Below are 17,801 nucleotides of genomic sequence, written 5' to 3'. Positions count from 1 at the left end.
ACTTCTTCGTTAGCCCTGTTCGAAATGGAACAAGTGCCGGCTATGTGCGGACTCGCGTCGCACAATTCTCGAAGGCACGACGCAGCCGCCGATTCCAGTACTTGGCGATCACGCTCGCCGGGACTGCCGCTAACACAGACAACAGGCGGGCTGAGCGGCTTCCGGCTTGCGAGTACCATCCACGTTGCAGAGACTACGGAAGCTTTACCTTCAACAATGACGATGACGTCCTCTTGCATGACGTCATCGCTCCCGAGATCGACGCAAGCTGCCCGGCCGCCTAGACGTGGCAAGCTCGCCGGTTCACGACAATAGCCGGCGCGCCTTGATCAGCGCGGCCACGAGCGTATCAATCTCTTCGTATGTGTTGTAGAGGCCGAAGGATGCACGGCACGTCGCCAGAACGCCGAAGCGCTTGAGCAGCGGCATCGCGCAATGGGCCCCCGCCCGAACCGCTACACCTGCGCGGTCGACCACGGTGGCAATATCATGCGCATGCGCCCCCTTCATATCAAAGGAGATAATTGGCCCCTTCTCGGCCGGTGTCCCGATCATGCGCAGGGAGTTGATGTCTCCCAGCTGCTGCCGTGCGTAGGCAAGCAACGCACTCTCGTGCTCGCGAATCTGCTCCTTGCCTATTGAATTGATGTAATCCACAGCCGCCCCGAAACCGACCGCCTCCACGATCGGTGGCGTACCCGCCTCGAACCGGTGCGGCGGATCACCATAGATGACGCCGGCACATGACACCTCACGGATCATCTCGCCGCCGCCATTGAAGGGTGGCATCAACGCCAGATGCTCGGACTTGCCGTAAAGCACTCCGATACCGGTCGGACCATAGAGTTTGTGGCCCGTCATCACATAGAAATCGCAATCGATATCGCCGACGTCGACATTCAGATGGACGCCCCCTTGCGAACCATCGATCAGCACCGGGATACCACGCGCGTGTGCGATTTTCGCCACCTCCTTTACCGGCACAACGGTCCCGAGCACGTTCGACATCTGCGTGATCGCAACCATCTTGGTGCGCCGCGTCAGGAGCTGCTCGAATGCATCCAGCAGGAAGTTGCCGTCATCATCGACTGGCGCCCATTTGATCACTGCACCGTTCCGTTCCCTGAGAAAGTGCCACGGCACGATGTTGGAATGGTGTTCCATCATCGAGAGAATGATCTCATCTCCTGGAGTGACGCGTTCACGGCCGAAGGTCTGGGCGACCAGATTGATTGCCTCTGTGGCGCTACGGGTGAAGATGATCTCTTCGCTTAGGCGAGCGTTTACAAATCGCGCCAGCTTCGCACGGGCATCTTCATACGCCTCGGTCGCCGCGTTAGCGAGGTAGTGCAAACCGCGGTGCACATTGGCATATTCGCTGGAGTACGCCTGCATCATACGGTCAAGTACCGCCTTGGGCTTCTGCGCCGAGGCGGCATTGTCGAGATAGACCAGCGGTTTTCCATAAACCGTCATGCTCAGCGCAGGAAAGTCCGTACGCAGACGGTCGACCTCGTACCGGCCCTTGTTCATCGCGGGATGCACGCTCATCACCGCGCTTGCAACCAGTGCTCAGCTTGCGCGGTCACAAAATCGCGCAGATCCTCGGCACCGATCTCCTCAATCGCCTCACCCAGGAATGCTCTGATCAGCAACGCCTGCGCTTCCTTCTCGGATAGACCGCGAGCGCGCAGATAAAAAAGGAGAGTGCCGTCCAGCGCACCTGATGTCGATCCGTGGCCGCAAGTCACGTCGTCGGCCAGAATTTCAAGTTCGGGCTTGTTGTCGGCGCCGGCCTCGTCGGACAGAAGCAGCGCTCGCGTCGTCAGCGTGGCGTCCGTCTTCTGCGCGGCAGGGCGCACGACGATCCGGCCTTGGAACACCGAATGGCCGCAATCATCTATAACCGCACGGAACTTCTCCCGGCTGGCGCAATGTGGCGCGGCGTGGTCGACGACGATTGTCGTGTCGACGTGTTGCTTGTGCCTGATGAGATTGATCCCGTTCGCCGAGAGCTTGGATCCCTCGCCGGCTAGTGTGATGACTCCCTGATAGCGACTGACCGAGCCGCCGCAGATCATGCTGAAGAGATCAAGCCTCGCCCTGGCACCGACCGCGATGATCCCCGACGAGATATTCACGGCGTCAGCGGCGTCGGCTGCTAGTCGGACATGCGAAAATCTCGCCTCATCACCAATCAGGGCGATTGTCGCATCGTTCGTTTGATACCCACTCGCGCCTTCGTTCGAGACGAAGCTTTCCAGGATGACCACATCTGCACCTTGGCCGAGATGCAGATAGGAACGCGTGAAGTTGGACGCCCGCGATCCGGTCGCGACGTGAACGATCTGTATCGGACGCTTTACCGCTTTGCCCTCGGCGATGGTAATCACCAAGCCATCGGTCGCCATTGCCGCGTTGAGCGAGATCATCGCATCAGTCGTCGTCGAGAGTATCAGACCGGCCATAGCTCTGTCCGCGGAATTCTCCAAGACCTCTCGGAGCGACCGCACATCGATCCCATGTTCCAGCCTGCCGACATCGGATAGCTGCGGGGCGAATATGCCATCCACCAAGACGAGCTTGACCGCCTGCTCGACTGCCGCTCGCCGAACTGACGCCCCTGCGGGCACCAGCGCCGCGGCATCCGGTCGCGGAGCGAGCGGCAGGACCTCGCCAATCAGGGCGCGCAGATCGGTGTATTTCCAGGCCTCGATGCGCCGATGCGGGAGGCCGGCGCGCTCGTAGGCCTCGAATGCCCTTGCACGGATATGAGCGACGGTCCCGGAGCCAGGCAGCCGTCCATGTGCCGCGGCGAAGACATTGTCCATTGCGCGCCCAACGGCGGTTTTGGCTACAACCTGATTCATCTGGATACCCTTTGAGCCGTCACGCCACGTCCTCGAATTGGGCGTAGCCAGAAGCCTCAAGCTCCAGTGCCAGTTCCTTGCCGCCGCTCTTCACCACCCGGCCCTTCGACATCACGTGCACGACATCCGGCACGATGTAGTCGAGAAGCCGCCGATAGTGGGTGATCACGATCATCGCTCGTTGCGGCGAACGCAAAGCGTTGATGCCGCCCGCGACAATCCGCAGTGCATCGATATCGAGGCCGGAATCGATCTCGTCCAGGATGCACAGGCTCGGTTCGAACAGCGCCATCTGCAGGATCTCGTTGCGCTTCTTCTCACCGCCGGAAAATCCGACATTGAGGCCGCGCTTGAGCATGCCTTGGGGGATGTTGAGCGACTTGGCGACCTCGCGGACTCGCTTCATAAAATCGGGAGTGGAGAATTCCTTTTGTGCGCGCGCCTTGCGCTGGGCGTTCAGCGCCGCGCGCAGGAAGTTCATGGTGGTTACGCCAGGGATTTCCACCGGATATTGGAAGGCAAGAAATACGCCCTTGGCGGCGCGCTCGTCTGCTTCCATCGCGAGCAGGTCGTCATCCTTGAATAGGATTTGGCCCGCGATCACCTGATAGCCGGGTTTGCCGGAGATAACGTGGCTGAGTGTAGACTTTCCGGAGCCGTTCGGCCCCATGATCGCATGCACTTCACCCGCATTGACCGTAAGATCGAGGCCGCGAAGAATTTCGCAGCCCTCGATACCGGCATGCAACTCTCGGACTTCAAGTAGCGCCATTGTGATCTGATCCTGAAATGCGTGATCCGGAACGCAAGCCGCAATCGGGAGGGCTCGCGGAACGATTAATTATCCGACGGATCCGTCGAGCGATATCGAGATCAACTTCTGCGCTTCCACCGCGAATTCCATCGGCAGTTTTTGCAGCACGTCCTTCGCGAAACCGTTGACGACGAGGCCAATGGCGTGTTGCTCGCTCAAGCCTCTTTGCGCGCAAAAGAACAGGATATCCTCTGAGATCTTCGACATTGTCGCTTCATGCTCGAACGTCGCCGAGGAATTCTTGGCTTCGACATAGGGCACGGTGTGCGCGCCGCATTTGTCGCCGATCAGGAGCGAGTCGCAGGCGGTGTAGTTGCGCGCGCCGGTGGCTTTCCGGTGCGCGCTGACGAGGCCGCGATAGGTGTTCTGCGACTTGCCGGCGGCGATGCCCTTGGAGATGATCCGGCTCGACGTGTTCTTGCCGAGGTGGATCATCTTGGTGCCGCTATCGACCTGCTGGAAGCCGTTCGAGATCGCGATCGAGTAGAACTCGCCGCTCGAATTGTCGCCGCGCAGGATGCAGCTCGGATATTTCCAGGTGATCGCCGAACCGGTCTCGACCTGGGTCCAGGAGATCTTGGAATTCCGGCCGCGGCAGTCGCCACGCTTGGTGACGAAGTTGTAGATGCCGCCCTTGCCCTCGGAATTGCCGGGGTACCAGTTCTGCACCGTCGAATACTTGATCTCGGCGTCATCGAGCGTGACGAGCTCGACCACCGCGGCGTGCAGCTGGTTCTCGTCGCGCTGCGGCGCGGTGCAGCCTTCGAGATAGGAGACGTAGGAGCCCTTGTCGGCGATGATCAGCGTGCGCTCGAACTGGCCGGTGTTGCGCTCGTTGATACGGAAATAGGTCGACAGCTCCATCGGGCAGCGCACGCCCGGCGGCACGTAGACGAACGAGCCGTCGGAGAACACAGCCGAGTTCAGCGTCGCGAAGTAGTTGTCCGAGGTCGGCACCACGGTGCCGAGATATTTCTGCACCAGCTCGGGATGCTCGCGGATCGCCTCCGAGATCGGCATGAAGATCACGCCGGCCGCCTTCAGCTCCTTCTGGAAGGTGGTCGCGACCGAAACCGAATCGAACACGGCGTCGACCGCGATCTTGCGGTTCGGCGTCTGCGGTCCACCCGGCGGCGGCTCGACGCCCTCGAGGATGGCGACCTCGCGCAGGGGGATGCCGAGCTTCTCGTAAGTCTTGAGGATTTCCGGATCGATCTCGTCGATCGAGGACAGCATCTTCTTCGGCTTCGGCGCCGCGTAGTAATAGATGTCCTGGTAGTCGATCTTCGGATAGTCGACGCGCGCCCAGGTCGGCTCGGTCATGGTCAGCCAGCGGCGATACGCCTCCAGGCGCCATTCCAGCATCCAGGCCGGCTCATTCTTCTTTGCGGAGATGAAGCGGATGGTGTCTTCCGACAGCCCCTTCGGGGCCTTGTCGGACTCGATCTGCGTCTCAAACCCATATCGATACTGGTCGACGTCGATGCGCCGGACGCGCTCGACCGTCTCTGGCACGGCTACCATTGCCCCCTCCGCTCGCGCACGAACAACTCCGGCCGACGACGGTACGCCCGCGCCCCCTCCGAGCTGATCGCGCAAGTCACAGCCAATTGGCCAGCGAGTGAGAAAATCGGGTGACCGATCCAGATAGACACCGCCTTCGCCAGGGTCTTCATCTTGTCTCGTGCCGGAGCGCCACGCATCGGCTAGTCTCTTATGCCGGCACGCAGGTGTCGGGCACTGGGCAAACGACAGCGCATTGCGGCGCCTCAAAATGCCCCTCGCATTGCGTGCACTGGGCCGGATTGATCACATATATGTCGTTCTTCAGGCTGATCGCCGCGTTGGGACATTCGAACTCACACGCGCCGCACACGGTGCACTGGGACGCGATGATCTTGTAGGGCATTACTGCGATTCCATAAGCAAAAGTGAGGGACCGTTTCTTGCGTTCAAGTCTTATGCCAAAGATCCTCGACTTGATTTGTCTCGGTTATTTTCCAAAGCACATGTCGCCGCCTCAACGGTTGTCGCAAATGCGACAATCTGCCTGACGGCAGGACGCCTTAGCTTGAGCCCAAGGTCGATCCGGCGGCGGTCGGCCAACGAGGTGCCCCCCTCCACCGGCTGTTCTTTCTCATGGCCGCGGTAGCGCAGCTACAGATCGGCACCGTCTCCTCCGAGTGGTTTGCTCCTGCGTCATGTTCGCCTGTGCCGATCATCGGTTCTGCTGACGGATGGCGGCTGATTTAGCGATAGCGCGCCAGGATGAAGAGCCGGTGCAGTCGTCACCAATCCGAAGCGATCTCCACGGCACGGCCAGAAACGTCACGCCGATCGCGCAGACAGCAGATAAAAGTCGCTTTGATGTCACGGGCCCACCGGCACGCCGTTGCAAACACTATTCAATCCTATCGGATTACCCGCAGACGTGCCTTCATGTGCCCTGTATCGGACGAAACTGGTTTGTCTCGCATGACGCGGGACGATTGAACGACAAGCGCGATCGGCCTTCGCTCCGCGTTCCAGGGACATACCAGCGGCGCTCTGCAGATTGAGGGAGCGAAAAAAAAGCCACCCCGAAGGGTGGCCCAAGTCAGGGAGGAAACGCCCGTGTGGGGCCTCTGGGATCAGGCCGCAGCCTGTTCGATCGGAGAGAAGGGGAGCCCGAGGCTCTCGGCAACCGCCTTGTAAGTGAGCCGGCCTCGATGGACATTGAGGCCCGCGCGAAGATGCGGATTCTCGAGCACGGCGGAAAAACCGTTGTTGGCCAAAGCCAAGCCAAATGGCAGAGTCGCGTTGTTCAGTGCCTGGCTCGAGGTCAACGGCACAGCGCCGGGCATATTGGCTACGCAATAATGGATGATGCCATCCATCTCGTAGGTTGGATCGGCGTGGGTGGTCGGGTGCGATGTCTCAAAGCAGCCGCCCTGATCGATAGCGACATCCACGATGACCGCCCTCTTGCGCATTGAGTTCAGCATGCTCCGGCGGACCAGCTTTGGTGCGCTCGCTCCTGGAACGAGCACTGCACCAATTACCACATCGGCCGCAAATACTTCCTCCTCTACGGATTCGAGGGTGGAAAACCTGGTGCGAACGTGACCTTCGAACAGCTCGTCCAACTCGCGCAGCCGGGGTATCGAACGGTCGATGATGGTGACCTCTGCGCCCAAACCGACCGCCATGCGTGCAGCGTGCGTGCCAACGACGCCTCCCCCGATCACCACGATCCGAGCTGGCTGAACACCGGGCACTCCACCAATCAACAGCCCTCGTCCGCCTGCACTGCGCTTCAGCGCACTACCCGCCGCTTCGATCGCAAGCCTACCCGCGACCTCGCTCATCGGCGCCAACAGTGGAAGGCCACCATGAGCATCGGTTACGGTCTCATAGGCGATCGCGGTGCACCCAGATTTGAGGAGTCCCTTGGCCTGCTCCGGGTCTGGCGCCAGATGCAGGTAAGTGAAGAGGATCTGGCCCTCCCGCAGCTGGCTCCATTCCGACGGCTGAGGCTCCTTAACCTTTACGATCATCTCGCTCGATGCGAATACCTCGCCTGCAGAAGCCAGGATCGTCGCGCCGGCGGCGTGATAATCGTCATCGCTTGCACCAATGCCGGCGCCGGCATTGGTCTCGATCATCACCCGGTGGCCCGCGGCCACGTATTCGCGGACGGCTCCAGGGGTAAGGCCCACGCGATATTCGTGCGCCTTGATTTCCTTTGGAACCCCGACCTTCATTTGAAAACTCCCTGCCTAGAGGCGCTTTTTAATCGGAAGAGCGCAGCGATATTGCGATCCAGGCGCGTATATGGCGCAGGAATTCAGCGATCTTTCGCCAGCGACGCAGGATTTCGAACGCACAGATGCGAAGCGGATTGAATGACCTGCTCACTGAGCTTAGCCACCATTCCCGCATGCTCGCCGCAAATGGGTGGCGTGTTCAACAGATCCGAGGCAATTGTTCGCCCGACAACCAGTCGACGATTCGTCCGCCGCCGAAGCTGGTCGCCATTTGCACAAATCTGTGATCGTCAGCGACCGCCTCGCCAATATCGGCGGCATCGCACCCCAGCGGATGCGCCTTCATGGCTGCAAGCACGGCGTCGGCCAGGTCAGGCGCGACGATCGCAACGAGCTTGCCCTCGTTGGCAACATGGATCGGATCGAGCCCAAGAAGCTCGCAGGTGGCCGCAACGGCGGGCTTTACGGGAATGGCCGCTTCCTGCAGGCGAAACCCGAGGGCCGATTGATGCGCGATCTCGTTGAGGGTGGCGGCCAGTCCGCCCCTCGTGGGGTCACGCATCACCCGGATGCCGCGCCCACCGGCCGCCATCATGACAGCCACCAGGTCATGCAGCGATGCGGAATCCGAGATGATCTCTGCTCGAAGAGCGGTGTTCTGGCGTGTTGACATGATCGCCACCCCATGGTCGCCGAGACTGCCGGACACCAGCACGCGGTCCCCGATCCTTGCCTTGTCGGCTGAGAGATCGAGGCCATCGGCCAGAAACCCGATGCCAGTCGTAGAGATGAACAGACCGTCCGCCTTTCCGCGTTCGACGACCTTGGTATCTCCAGTGATGATGTAAACGCCGGCGTCGCGCGCCGCCGCGCCCATCGACTGCGCAATCGTCCTTAGATCCGAAAACCGGAACCCCTCTTCGATGATGAAGCTGGCCGATAGATAGAGCGGACGCGCCCCGGCCATCACGACATCATTGATCGTGCCGTGCACCGCCAGCGACCCGATATTGCCTCCAGGAAAGAACAGCGGCGAAACGACATAGCCGTCGGTCGTCATCACCATCCTGCCTGCCTCGATATCGAACGCCGCCTGATCGTCGCCTCGGGCAAGCCATTCATTACCGAAGGCTTGGTGAAAAACGCCGGAGATCAGCTGCGCCATGGCACGGCCCCCGGATCCGTGGGAAAGATCAACGCGTCCGTTCTCGACGTCGAGCCTGTCATGATAGGCCTTTACGCTCATGACATCCGCCTCGCCTGATCATCGCGAACTCGGCCATAGGTCCAATACGCGGCACAAGCGCCTTCCGCGGAAACCATGCAGGACCCGATAGGTGTTTCCGGCGTGCAGACGGTTCCAAACAGCTTGCAATCGACCGGCCTCTTGGCGCCGCGCAGGATCGCGCAACACTCGCATGCCGGATTGTCGGCGACACGCAGCTCGTGCATCGCAAAGCGCGCCTCGGCGTCAAATCCCGCGTAAGCCCGCTTCAACCTCAGCCCACTGTTGGGGACGAGCCCAAGCCCACGCCATTCGAACTGCTCACGCAATTCGAATACCTGCGAGACCTCGTCCTTGGCGCGTCGATTGCCTTGGCGCGTCACCGCGCGGCTGTATTGGTTCTCTACCTCGTAGCGGCCTTCGTTTACCTGCCGCACCAGCATCAGGATCGCCTGCATCACGTCGAGCGGCTCAAATCCCGCGATCACGATCGGCTTGCCGAATTGCTCCGCCAGGGGCTCGTAAGGCTGCGTACCGATGATCGTGCTGACATGTGCAGGACCAACAAAGCCGTCGATTCCGACCCCACCGATATTGCGCATCTTCGGATTATCGAGAATGCTGTGCATCGCGGAGGGCGTAAGCACATGGTTGCAGAACACGCTAATGCCCCTCAGGCGCTTCCTTTCGGCCGTCCGGATCATCACCGCGGTCGGCGGCGTCGTGGTCTCAAATCCGATGGCAAAGAAGACCACCTCCCGGCTTGGCACCTGTTCGGCGAGCCGGATAGCGTCGAGCGTCGAATAGACCATCCGAATGTCTGCGCCGAGCGCTTTGGCTCGCATCAGGGACTGCCCCCGCGACCCGGGCACGCGCATCAGGTCGCCATAGACGCACAGAGTGACCTCTGGCCGCTCGACGAGCCGGATTGCCATGTCAATCCGGCTGGCGGGCAGAACGCAGACGGGACAGCCGGGCCCGTGGATCATTCGAATGTTCGCGGGCAGCAAATCCTCGAGGCCGTAGCGGGAGATCGCATGAGTGTGTCCGCCGCAGAATTCCATGAACCTGTAAGCCCGTCGCGCGCCGGCTTCGGCGCCAATCGCCCGCGCTAGTCCCTGTGCGATGGTCTTGTCACGAAATTCGTCGGCATACTTCATGGTCGAGGTTCCTGCCCTGCACTGCCCAACTCATGCAGGAGCTCCAACGTGCGCTTGGCTTCGGCCGGGTCGATCTTGGAAAGCGCATAACCGACATGGACGAGAACGCTGTCGCCGACGTCGAGCTCCTCGATGAGAGCGATCGATATTTCCAGGCTGACCCCATCGAGTGACACGATCGCCATATCGTCGGGAAGAATTTTCGATATCATCGCCGGGACCGAAAGACACATATCAGGCTACTCCTTCCAGGGCTGCAGACCGTTCAATGATCTGCAGAGCGGCAATCCAGGCCTGGCCGAGGCTCAAACCTCCGTCGTTGGGCGGCAGCTGTCGTGGCACCAAAGGGGTGAGGCCTGCGCTGCGGCAACCGCGCTCAATTTCATCCGCCAGCACCGCGTTCAGAAAGCAGCCGCCGCTGAGAACGATGGTCTTGACGCCTGTTTTCCGTGCAGAGCGCCTGACCCAGTCAATGCAAGCGGCGGCAAAGGTGCCATGAAACAGCCCGGCTCCATCCGCTGCTTCGATCTTGTCTGCAATCAACCGCGCAAATAGCGGACGAAGCGATAGCACGCCGCGGTCGATAGTCCAGCCGGCATGGAAAATCGCAGTTCGCCGCACCAACGCCTCGAGCTTCATCGCGGCTTCGCCCTCATAACTCTGCACACATGCGACCCCCAGCAGCGCCGCCGCGGCATCGAACAACCGGCCCGCGCTGGTCGTGGTGGCCCCACCCGGCTGATCGAGCAATGCCGACATGCGCTCAGCCTGCCGCTGCGCAGCAAAGCGATACCCGATTTCGTTACTCCGACCGAGCGTCTGCAATATTGCACTTGCCATACGCCACGGCTCGCGCGCGGCCCGCTCTCCGCCAGGCATTTGCAGGGGCGCGAGATGCCCGATGCGTCGACACCTTGTTCCTTGGCACAACAACAGCTCGCCACCCCAGTTTCCGCCGTCGGAGCCGAAGCCATGACCGTCGAGCACCAGGGCAAGCGCGGGTCCGGCATGGCCATGCTCAGCGATGACGGCGGCAGCGTGGGCGTGGTGATGCTGAACGGCGACAAGGGCCCGGCCGCTTGCTTCCGCAAAGCGGGTCGACGCCATATTGGGATGCAGATCATGGGCGATGGCGACCGGCTCCACATCAAGGGTCGATATGAGGTGCCGGATCGTCTCCTCGAACACACGGATGCCTTCTGCCGTATCGAGATCGCCTATGTGCTGGGAGACGAAGGCTTCGTTGCCCCGCGTGACGGTGACGGTCGATTTCAGCGCACCGCCGACGGCGAGCACGACCGGCACAGACCTCGCAAGCCGGATCGGTTCGGGGACATAGCCACGTGCGCGGCGTACGAATTGGGTGCGGCCGGCCACCACCGACAGCACGGAGTCATCGGCACGTGTCAGGATATCGCGATCATGGGTCACGACAAGGTCCGCAATCCCTTCGAGCCGCCGCAGCGCCTGCGCGTTGTCGATCACGAGCGGTTCGCCGCAAGAATTGGCGCTGGTCGCGACGATGACCGGGTCCGGCCCCGCAAGGCACGCCGCTGTCGCGCGAAGCGCATGAAAGATGAGGTGATGCAGTGGCACGACCGGCAGCATGACACCAACGCGCGACAAGCCAGGAGCTATGGCGGGCGCCAGATTGTTGCGCGAAGGCAGAAGGACAACGGGACGTGCTACGGATTCGAGCAGCGCAAGCTCTGCCCCATTCGCTTCCGCGATTTCGTTGACCAGTTCTGTGGAACCGATCATGACCGCGAACGGCTTCTGAAGGCGCTGCTTTCTGCTGCGCAAACGCTGCACGGCATCCTGGTTGCGTGCATCGCAGAGCAGTTGATATCCGCCGAGCCCTTTTATGGCCACGATTTGGCCGCCGGCGATCGCCCCGACAATGGTGTGGATCGCATGGCTGAGCCGAGGACCGCATGTCGGACACGCGATCGCCTCCGCATGAAACCTGCGGCTCGATGGATCGGCATATTCGGTCGCGCAGGCAGCGCACGGTCTGAAAGCTTTCATGACCGTGTTGTGGCGATCGTACGGAAGCTGTTCGGCGATCGTGTAGCGCGGACCGCAATGGGAACAGCTGACGAAGGGATAAAGGTAATGGCGATCTTCCGGATCGAACAGCTCACTGAGGCATTGCTGGCAGGTCGCGGCATCGGCGACGATCCGCGCTGATGACTTGCCACCTTCGCTCGTGCCGATCGAAAAGCCTTCTGCCGCGAGCGCCCCGGTCTGCTGAACGCGGATGTGGTCGATGCGTGCCAGTGGAGGCGGTTCGAGCGGCAAAGCGGCGACAAACTCGGGCGCGCGGCGACCCTCGACTTCGATGGTGACGCCTTCGGAGTTATTGACGACAAACCCCGCTAATCCGTACCGCGTGGCGAGGCCATAAACGTAGGGGCGAAAGCCGACCCCTTGCACGGCCCCGCTCACGCGCACGCGCAGCCGTGTTCGGTCACAGGTGGCGACGCTCATCGCCTCGTGTGCTCCAAGGCGCGCCTCTGATGCGCTGCCTGCTTATCGATCCAGGCATAGAGCCTGCCAAAACCCTCGCCGGTCCGCGCCGAAACCGTGAGTACTTCGATTTTCGGATTGACGCGTCTTGCATATTCGATGGTCTTGCCCAAATCGAATTCAAGCAGCGGCGCCAGATCAACCTTGTTGATCAGCATGAGTGAAGAAGCGACAAACATATCCGGATATTTGAGCGGCTTGTCTTCACCCTCGGCGGTCGACAACACGACGATCTTGCAGGCCTCGCCAAGATCGAAGGCCGCGGGACAGACCAGGTTACCGACGTTCTCGATGAAGAGGATACCGCATACGAGCGGCGGCAGGCGGCGATAAGCCTCGCCAATCATAGCAGCATCAAGATGACAACCCTTTCCGGTATTGATTTGAATGGCTGGCACGCCGGTCGCGCGAATGCGTTCGGCATCGTTCGAGGTCTGCTGGTCGCCTTCGATGACCCCGATCGGACGGCTGCGCTTGAGCTCGGACACGGCGCGGACCAGTAGCGAGGTCTTGCCTGCACCGGGACTGGACACGAGATTGAACACGAGGAGCTCGTCGGCCGCGAAGAGCGCGCGGTTATCCGCCGCGATCCCGTCGTTCTTGCCAAGGATGTCGCGCCCGATCTGAATCACCCGCTCGCGGCTCATGCCCGCGACCTTCAAGCCAGCCGGGCCGGCGCTGCCGCCGGGAAGCGCCTGCCCAACGTCCGCCTTCCGACGGCCAGGATGATGATCGTGATCATGGCTACGGCGTGCATGGTTTGAATCCTGTAGGTCCTGGCCGTCATGCAGATGCGCGTCATGGCGACCGCGATCGTCCTGCACACGAGGATCGCAGCGAGCGCGGCCTTGCGCATCATGCGGTTTGGAGGGCTCGGTCGAAGGAGTTCCTTCGCTGCAGCCGCATACGCCACACATCAGTCGATCTCCAGCTCTTTCACTCGCATCTCTTCGCCTGCGGTGACCTGCAACTGATAGCTGCCGCAACAAGGGCAACCTTCATCGCGCCGCGCAATCTCGACGCTCTTCGAACAGCTCATGCACCAGGCCTCGCCGGGACGTTCTATGATTCTAAGAGCCGTGCCCTCGGCAATGGTCCGCATTGCGACGACGGCAAAACAGAACCTGATCGCTTGCGGTGCGACATGGCTCAAGGCCCCGATCTCCAGACAGATGCTCCGCACCACCGAAACCGATCGGCGATGCGCTTCTTCCTCGACGATTTCGATGATGCTCTGACAAAGCGCCATTTCATGCATCGTCAACTTTGCGAAACTTGAGCGTGAATCCGACGCAGGGATCGAGCGATTCGATCACCGCGCGAACCGCTTTCCGATGCCGTCTCGCCGTCAGCTCCGCGCCCAGCAGATTCCGAACAAGCGGTCCGCGCCTATGGAAATTCCATTCCGTCGGAGCAAGAAATTCGAAGCGGTATATCTGGCCCCGAGGATCAAGCTCAACCGCGTGATAAAGCCTCCCCCTGGCGCATTCGACCGCGGCCGCTGCGCGTCTAGGACCTAACCTGTAGCTTTCGATGATCCCAGGCTCCGCTGCGTCGATATGAGCACCGGACTTGAGCCATTCGCATAGCCGAACGATTTCTGCAATTCTGGCCTTCAGCCGCTCGACCGCACCCGAGCGACCCAACCAGAGCCGGTCACGCGTCATTTGGCGCGCCCATGGACCCGTCTCGGGCGCACGCCCCCCAAGGTCGGGACAATGGCAAAATGTCGGGTCGTCGCCGAGCAGCCGTTCAATGATGTTGCGGTCGTCGGCGACGGACAGGAACGCGTGCGCGATCCGCATGGATTTCAAGTCGACCTCGTCAAGGGCGGCAATGCAAAGCGCGGACGGGCTACCGGGCCTCGGCAGACCATCTTCATTCGGCATGCCAAGCGCAGCGAGCGCAGCAACAATCTGCGCGATCGCTTCGCGTCGAGCAGAGCCGCGAGCTGGCTGAGCGCTACCGACAAGCACGGACAATCCCCGGATAAGGGACCGGATCGCCGCCGCACTGACGTTCGGCATAGGCTGCCCGACAAAGAGGGCCCGCAGCAATTCTGAGATGCGCTCGGCAACGACCAGGATCATACGACGCTGCTTTGTCGCGAGGATGATCTCTTGGTCACGCGCCGCCTCGATCGCGGACAGCAATGCGGTTTGCTGCGCAGCCGCGCATAAGGTGAAGAGCTGCGGCAGCGCCCTGAGCAACGATGATGGCGGTTTGGCGGCGAACCACCGCGTCAGCGGCGGCCTGGCTCGCGGCAGGATCTCGACCGCGGCTATGACGTCGGCAGCAAGCGAAATGGTGATATCGATTTTGTTGCGAGCGATAAGGCTCATACGCGCCGCTCCGGCATCATCTCGCGCAAGAAACGCAGGCCATCGATCAAACAGAGACGTGATGCATGGAAATGATGCTGCACTTGGCGATCGTTCGACCACATCATGGCACGGACCGCTGCTTCGGCAATTCCGCCGCCCATGGCTTTGCGTGCGGGAATCGCGGAGTGTAGGAAGCAACAGGTACCCGAGCTCAATGACCCGATTTCGCTGAAAAGAATTTCAATGTCGCCGAATCGAACTGAGCGGGGGTGCGAACTCTGCCCAGCGCGCCACGGGCGAGCGCCGTTACCCAGGCAGACGGCCACCTTCATGGCCCAAGGCGCGCCCGTTGCGCAATCGTGCCTGCCTTCTGCGCGTGCGAAACCCGATCGTTTCGACTTTCGACGCGGATCGTTCACGACCGATCGCGTGCGTATGGCTCGATCGGCGGTATCACGATAGGTTGCTACCGGCATCTCGTCAGACGCCGACACATCGAGGTGCTTGCACCTGCGAAAGTCCTGTTCTGGCTCAAGCATCACCTTCAGCCGACACGAAGCTGGCCTTGGACCTACGAAAGCCGAAGAAGCTTTTAATTTTTCGCGCGCAACGCGCTCGCGCAGCGGTCTGCGTCGACATCGTTCTCCGGTCGCCGCGCGCGATCCCGCTAACGCCACGTTGCGCGCGCGCCGGCTGCGAGAACCGACCAGGCGCCAAACAGTCTCCAGGCTCTTCATGCGCCGTAAGCTTTCATGATTTCCTGCAGACGTTCGGCAGAATCCTCAAAATCCTCGTCGGCAGCCAACGCGACAATCGGCGCGCCGCCGACCTCCAGCGTGTCGAGGATGATGGTGTCCTTAGAGTTGAAGAACTGGACCGCCCAGACATTGCGGATCCCGGTCGCCTGCACTCGGCATGTGCCGTAGCCGCGGAAGATAAGTTGGACCGGACCGTTGCCCAGGCTTTGCTGCAGAAACGCCAGATCGACGGCGTTCATCGGCAGCAGTGTCAGATTGATGACATGCGCGCGCATGCCATGCCGCCAGACGCGGGCCCGCTCGCGTATTTCGGCGAGAACCGGCAACACGTTCATTGCGCCGTCCGGCGCCGCACCGATCACCAGATTGGTCGACGTCAGGTCTGTTGCGGCGCGTCGCACGATCTGCGGGATCGCCCCGATCTCAAGGTATTCGTGCGCCGGTTCCGTCCCGATGCGCACGCGCCAGATTCCCGCAAGCACTGACTCCTGGATTTCGGCCAGAGAGCCATCTGGTAGCGCGACGAAGCCGGCGACCTCGCCTTCCCCGAGCACTTCGGCAATCAGCTTACGCTCGGGATCACTGAGATCCGCGAGCCCATACAGTTGCGTGCGTGCGTCGCTCTTCTGGCCGCGAGCGGCAGCAGCGGCGGTCGATAACAGAGCGATGGCATTCGGACAGTTTCTTGCAAGCTCGCCGCCATCGCGCCAAGCGCGCTCTACGAGCCCCCCCACAACCGTGGACCTGCCATGGATGACGTCAAGACTCTCCGCATCCCCAGGAAACCCGCTCATCGCCGGCGCATCGCTTACGTCTCCGTTTCGGGCGGCGGTTTTCATGATGCGACGTTCCGGTGAATGTGCGGACTGGCAATGCCATTGGCGATCCAGGCGCTACCGGCTTGTGGTCGTACGATCGATGCCGACACGGGGGCGATCTTGACCAAACGGACCCGACTCTTACCGACCAGGCATAGTGGACCGCGCTGAGAGAATTCGATCGGCTTCGGCAGGCCACGCTGGCCGAGCCGCCCGCCCGGTGCGCCACCGGCGCCAGGCGCGGTTACGACCCATTGCATCGGCAGCCCGAGCGCCTTGATCCGTTCAGAAAGCGCGGTTGCGACGTGGATGGCCCAGCTTGAATATAAGGGGCCCGCTGCCGGCGGCAGCTCCACGCCTCCCTTCCCGGGATCCTGCCCGGCGACCTGATCATGGGCGCCCATTCTCTCCACCTCGGACAGACCGGGCCGCGCCAGATCGTGCTGAGCCGGCTGGCACTTCATCAGACGCCTTTCTGACAATCTTCTGGTTCTTCTCGGCGAGGTATTAGCAAGGCACATGCCAATCATCGTCTCGCTGCGACCGCATTCGCGACCGGATCAGCCGCCGTCAGCGCTGACATTTGTTCTGTAAAGGTTGCGTACAACTGCAAATCGGTTCGTAAGCAAGGGCCGGCAACGCGATGTCCGCGCGCGGCGTTTAGCGTAGATGGTCGGGCAATTGCGGCTCGTGACCAATCAAGTCCGCAAAGAAGCGATCGCAGTTCTCGCCGTCGAGGATGGCCTCGAGCCCGCCGAGTGCTTCCGAGATCCGGCTTGCTTCATCCTCCTCCAAGAGCCGAACGGCTGTGTCGATATGGACGAGCACCTTGGCGCCGATCGTCGCGCCGGAGATCAGCATGACCGAGACACGCCGCCTTTCATCGCCATACTCGCATAGTGCCGTGATGCCGTCGGTCTCGACAATCGTCATTGGTAAGCCAAGGCACATGAATAACCGCGGCCGCTAGATCGGCCGCCCCCTTTCATAATTGACCTGGTCGATATTGTTTCCCAACAGCCATTCTGATGCAGACAGCGGCGAGCCCCGCGGTTTTGCCGGTGAGCCCCACTGGGCCAGCAGTTTGCAAGCCAGTTCGATCGCGGGCGTGATCTGAAAGCGCACCGGTGCACTCAGCGAACCGCCCCAATGCTCCAGGTCAAGCGGCTGACAGCCGATCAGAGCGATCTCTCGCGGGCAGCGACCAAGCAGGTCGGCTGCATTCAAGACCTCCTGAAAGCCGGTCTGATGCAGGCTCAGCTTCTTGGCAGCGGTAAATTTCGGCACCTCGTCATCTCGCACGAGCTTCAATTGTCCAGGCGAAAGTCTATAATCGACGGCATCGAACACGATCAGGCAATCGGCCTGCTCTAGAAAACCGACGAGATAGAGCCCCTGCGTGCCACCATCGAGGATGGAGACGTTGTCATCGATGGTGTAGCGACGATAAAACTCCTCTACCACCCGCACGCCGAATCCCTCATCGGCCCAAAGGATATTGCCGATGCCGAGCACCAGGATCCTTTTCTTGTTCTCCGGGCTCAGCATCCGCCTCCC

At 61.2% G+C, this 17,801-nt stretch carries 18 protein-coding genes; all 18 read right to left on the bottom strand.

What is annotated here, in order from left to right; translation table 11 throughout:
* Positions 1-303: 303 nt before the first annotated feature.
* The 18 genes from ACVINW_RS17795 to ACVINW_RS17710 all read right to left on the bottom strand — a co-directional run bounded on the left by ACVINW_RS17795 (position 304) and on the right by ACVINW_RS17710 (position 17,792).
* Positions 304-1,551 carry a cysteine desulfurase gene (locus ACVINW_RS17795; protein WP_456752505.1) on the bottom strand — a complete coding sequence of 416 codons (1,248 nt, stop codon included), beginning with the start codon at positions 1,549-1,551 and terminating at the stop codon, positions 304-306.
* On the bottom strand, positions 1,551-2,870 hold the full coding sequence (sufD, locus tag ACVINW_RS17790) for a Fe-S cluster assembly protein SufD (protein ID WP_456752504.1): 1,320 nt from the start codon (positions 2,868-2,870) through the stop codon (positions 1,551-1,553). The genes ACVINW_RS17795 and sufD overlap by 1 nt, the downstream gene beginning before the upstream one ends.
* A 19-nt stretch (positions 2,871-2,889) precedes the next feature.
* The gene (sufC, locus tag ACVINW_RS17785; protein WP_456752503.1) at positions 2,890-3,642 is read right to left on the bottom strand and encodes a Fe-S cluster assembly ATPase SufC; all 753 of its coding nucleotides are present in this window, start codon (positions 3,640-3,642) and stop codon (positions 2,890-2,892) included.
* A gap of 69 nt (positions 3,643-3,711) precedes the next feature.
* The gene (gene sufB, locus ACVINW_RS17780; RefSeq protein ID WP_456752502.1) at positions 3,712-5,208 is read right to left on the bottom strand and encodes a Fe-S cluster assembly protein SufB; all 1,497 of its coding nucleotides are present in this window, start codon (positions 5,206-5,208) and stop codon (positions 3,712-3,714) included.
* A 190-nt stretch (positions 5,209-5,398) separates the two neighbouring features.
* Positions 5,399-5,593 (bottom strand): 4Fe-4S binding protein, encoded by a 195-nt coding sequence (locus ACVINW_RS17775; protein ID WP_057018034.1) that lies wholly within the window; start codon positions 5,591-5,593, stop codon positions 5,399-5,401.
* A gap of 721 nt (positions 5,594-6,314) precedes the next feature.
* Positions 6,315-7,427, bottom strand: a complete 1,113-nt coding sequence (gene ald, locus ACVINW_RS17770) for an alanine dehydrogenase (RefSeq protein WP_456752501.1) — start codon at positions 7,425-7,427, stop codon at positions 6,315-6,317.
* Between the two features lie 202 nt (positions 7,428-7,629).
* Entirely contained in the window at positions 7,630-8,676 is a 1,047-nt protein-coding gene (gene hypE / locus ACVINW_RS17765) for a hydrogenase expression/formation protein HypE (protein ID WP_456752500.1), read from the bottom strand.
* The gene (hypD, locus tag ACVINW_RS17760; protein WP_456752499.1) at positions 8,673-9,815 is read right to left on the bottom strand and encodes a hydrogenase formation protein HypD; all 1,143 of its coding nucleotides are present in this window, start codon (positions 9,813-9,815) and stop codon (positions 8,673-8,675) included. Before hypD ends, hypE begins: the two co-directional genes overlap by 4 nt.
* Positions 9,812-10,048 (bottom strand): HypC/HybG/HupF family hydrogenase formation chaperone, encoded by a 237-nt coding sequence (locus tag ACVINW_RS17755; RefSeq protein WP_456752498.1) that lies wholly within the window; start codon positions 10,046-10,048, stop codon positions 9,812-9,814. Before ACVINW_RS17755 ends, hypD begins: the two co-directional genes overlap by 4 nt.
* Before the next feature lies 1 nt (position 10,049).
* Complete coding sequence (hypF, locus tag ACVINW_RS17750; protein WP_456752497.1) at positions 10,050-12,305, bottom strand: carbamoyltransferase HypF; 2,256 nt, start codon at positions 12,303-12,305, stop codon at positions 10,050-10,052.
* Positions 12,302-13,261, bottom strand: a complete 960-nt coding sequence (gene hypB, locus ACVINW_RS17745) for a hydrogenase nickel incorporation protein HypB (protein ID WP_456752496.1) — start codon at positions 13,259-13,261, stop codon at positions 12,302-12,304. The genes hypF and hypB overlap by 4 nt, the downstream gene beginning before the upstream one ends.
* On the bottom strand, positions 13,261-13,602 hold the full coding sequence (gene hypA / locus ACVINW_RS17740; RefSeq protein ID WP_456752495.1) for a hydrogenase maturation nickel metallochaperone HypA: 342 nt from the start codon (positions 13,600-13,602) through the stop codon (positions 13,261-13,263). The genes hypB and hypA overlap by 1 nt, the downstream gene beginning before the upstream one ends.
* Positions 13,595-14,686, bottom strand: a complete 1,092-nt coding sequence (locus ACVINW_RS17735; protein WP_456752494.1) for a hypothetical protein — start codon at positions 14,684-14,686, stop codon at positions 13,595-13,597. The genes hypA and ACVINW_RS17735 overlap by 8 nt, the downstream gene beginning before the upstream one ends.
* Entirely contained in the window at positions 14,683-15,000 is a 318-nt protein-coding gene (locus ACVINW_RS17730; RefSeq protein WP_456752493.1) for a hypothetical protein, read from the bottom strand. The genes ACVINW_RS17735 and ACVINW_RS17730 overlap by 4 nt, the downstream gene beginning before the upstream one ends.
* 401 nt (positions 15,001-15,401) lie before the next feature.
* Positions 15,402-16,265, bottom strand: a complete 864-nt coding sequence (locus ACVINW_RS17725; protein WP_456752492.1) for a hydrogenase expression/formation protein — start codon at positions 16,263-16,265, stop codon at positions 15,402-15,404.
* Positions 16,262-16,708: a hypothetical protein gene (locus ACVINW_RS17720; protein ID WP_456752491.1), complete on the bottom strand. Its 447-nt coding sequence runs from the start codon at positions 16,706-16,708 to the stop codon at positions 16,262-16,264. Before ACVINW_RS17720 ends, ACVINW_RS17725 begins: the two co-directional genes overlap by 4 nt.
* Before the next feature lie 196 nt (positions 16,709-16,904).
* On the bottom strand, positions 16,905-17,195 hold the full coding sequence (locus tag ACVINW_RS17715; protein WP_456752490.1) for a HypC/HybG/HupF family hydrogenase formation chaperone: 291 nt from the start codon (positions 17,193-17,195) through the stop codon (positions 16,905-16,907).
* 15 nt (positions 17,196-17,210) lie between these two features.
* Entirely contained in the window at positions 17,211-17,792 is a 582-nt protein-coding gene (locus tag ACVINW_RS17710; protein ID WP_456752489.1) for a HyaD/HybD family hydrogenase maturation endopeptidase, read from the bottom strand.
* Positions 17,793-17,801: the final 9 nt, after the last annotated feature.

The sequence above is a fragment of the Bradyrhizobium sp. USDA 4461 genome, assembly GCF_054055655.1.
Note: the sequence above shows the minus strand (reverse complement) of the source record. Positions and strands in the feature narration are given on the sequence as shown.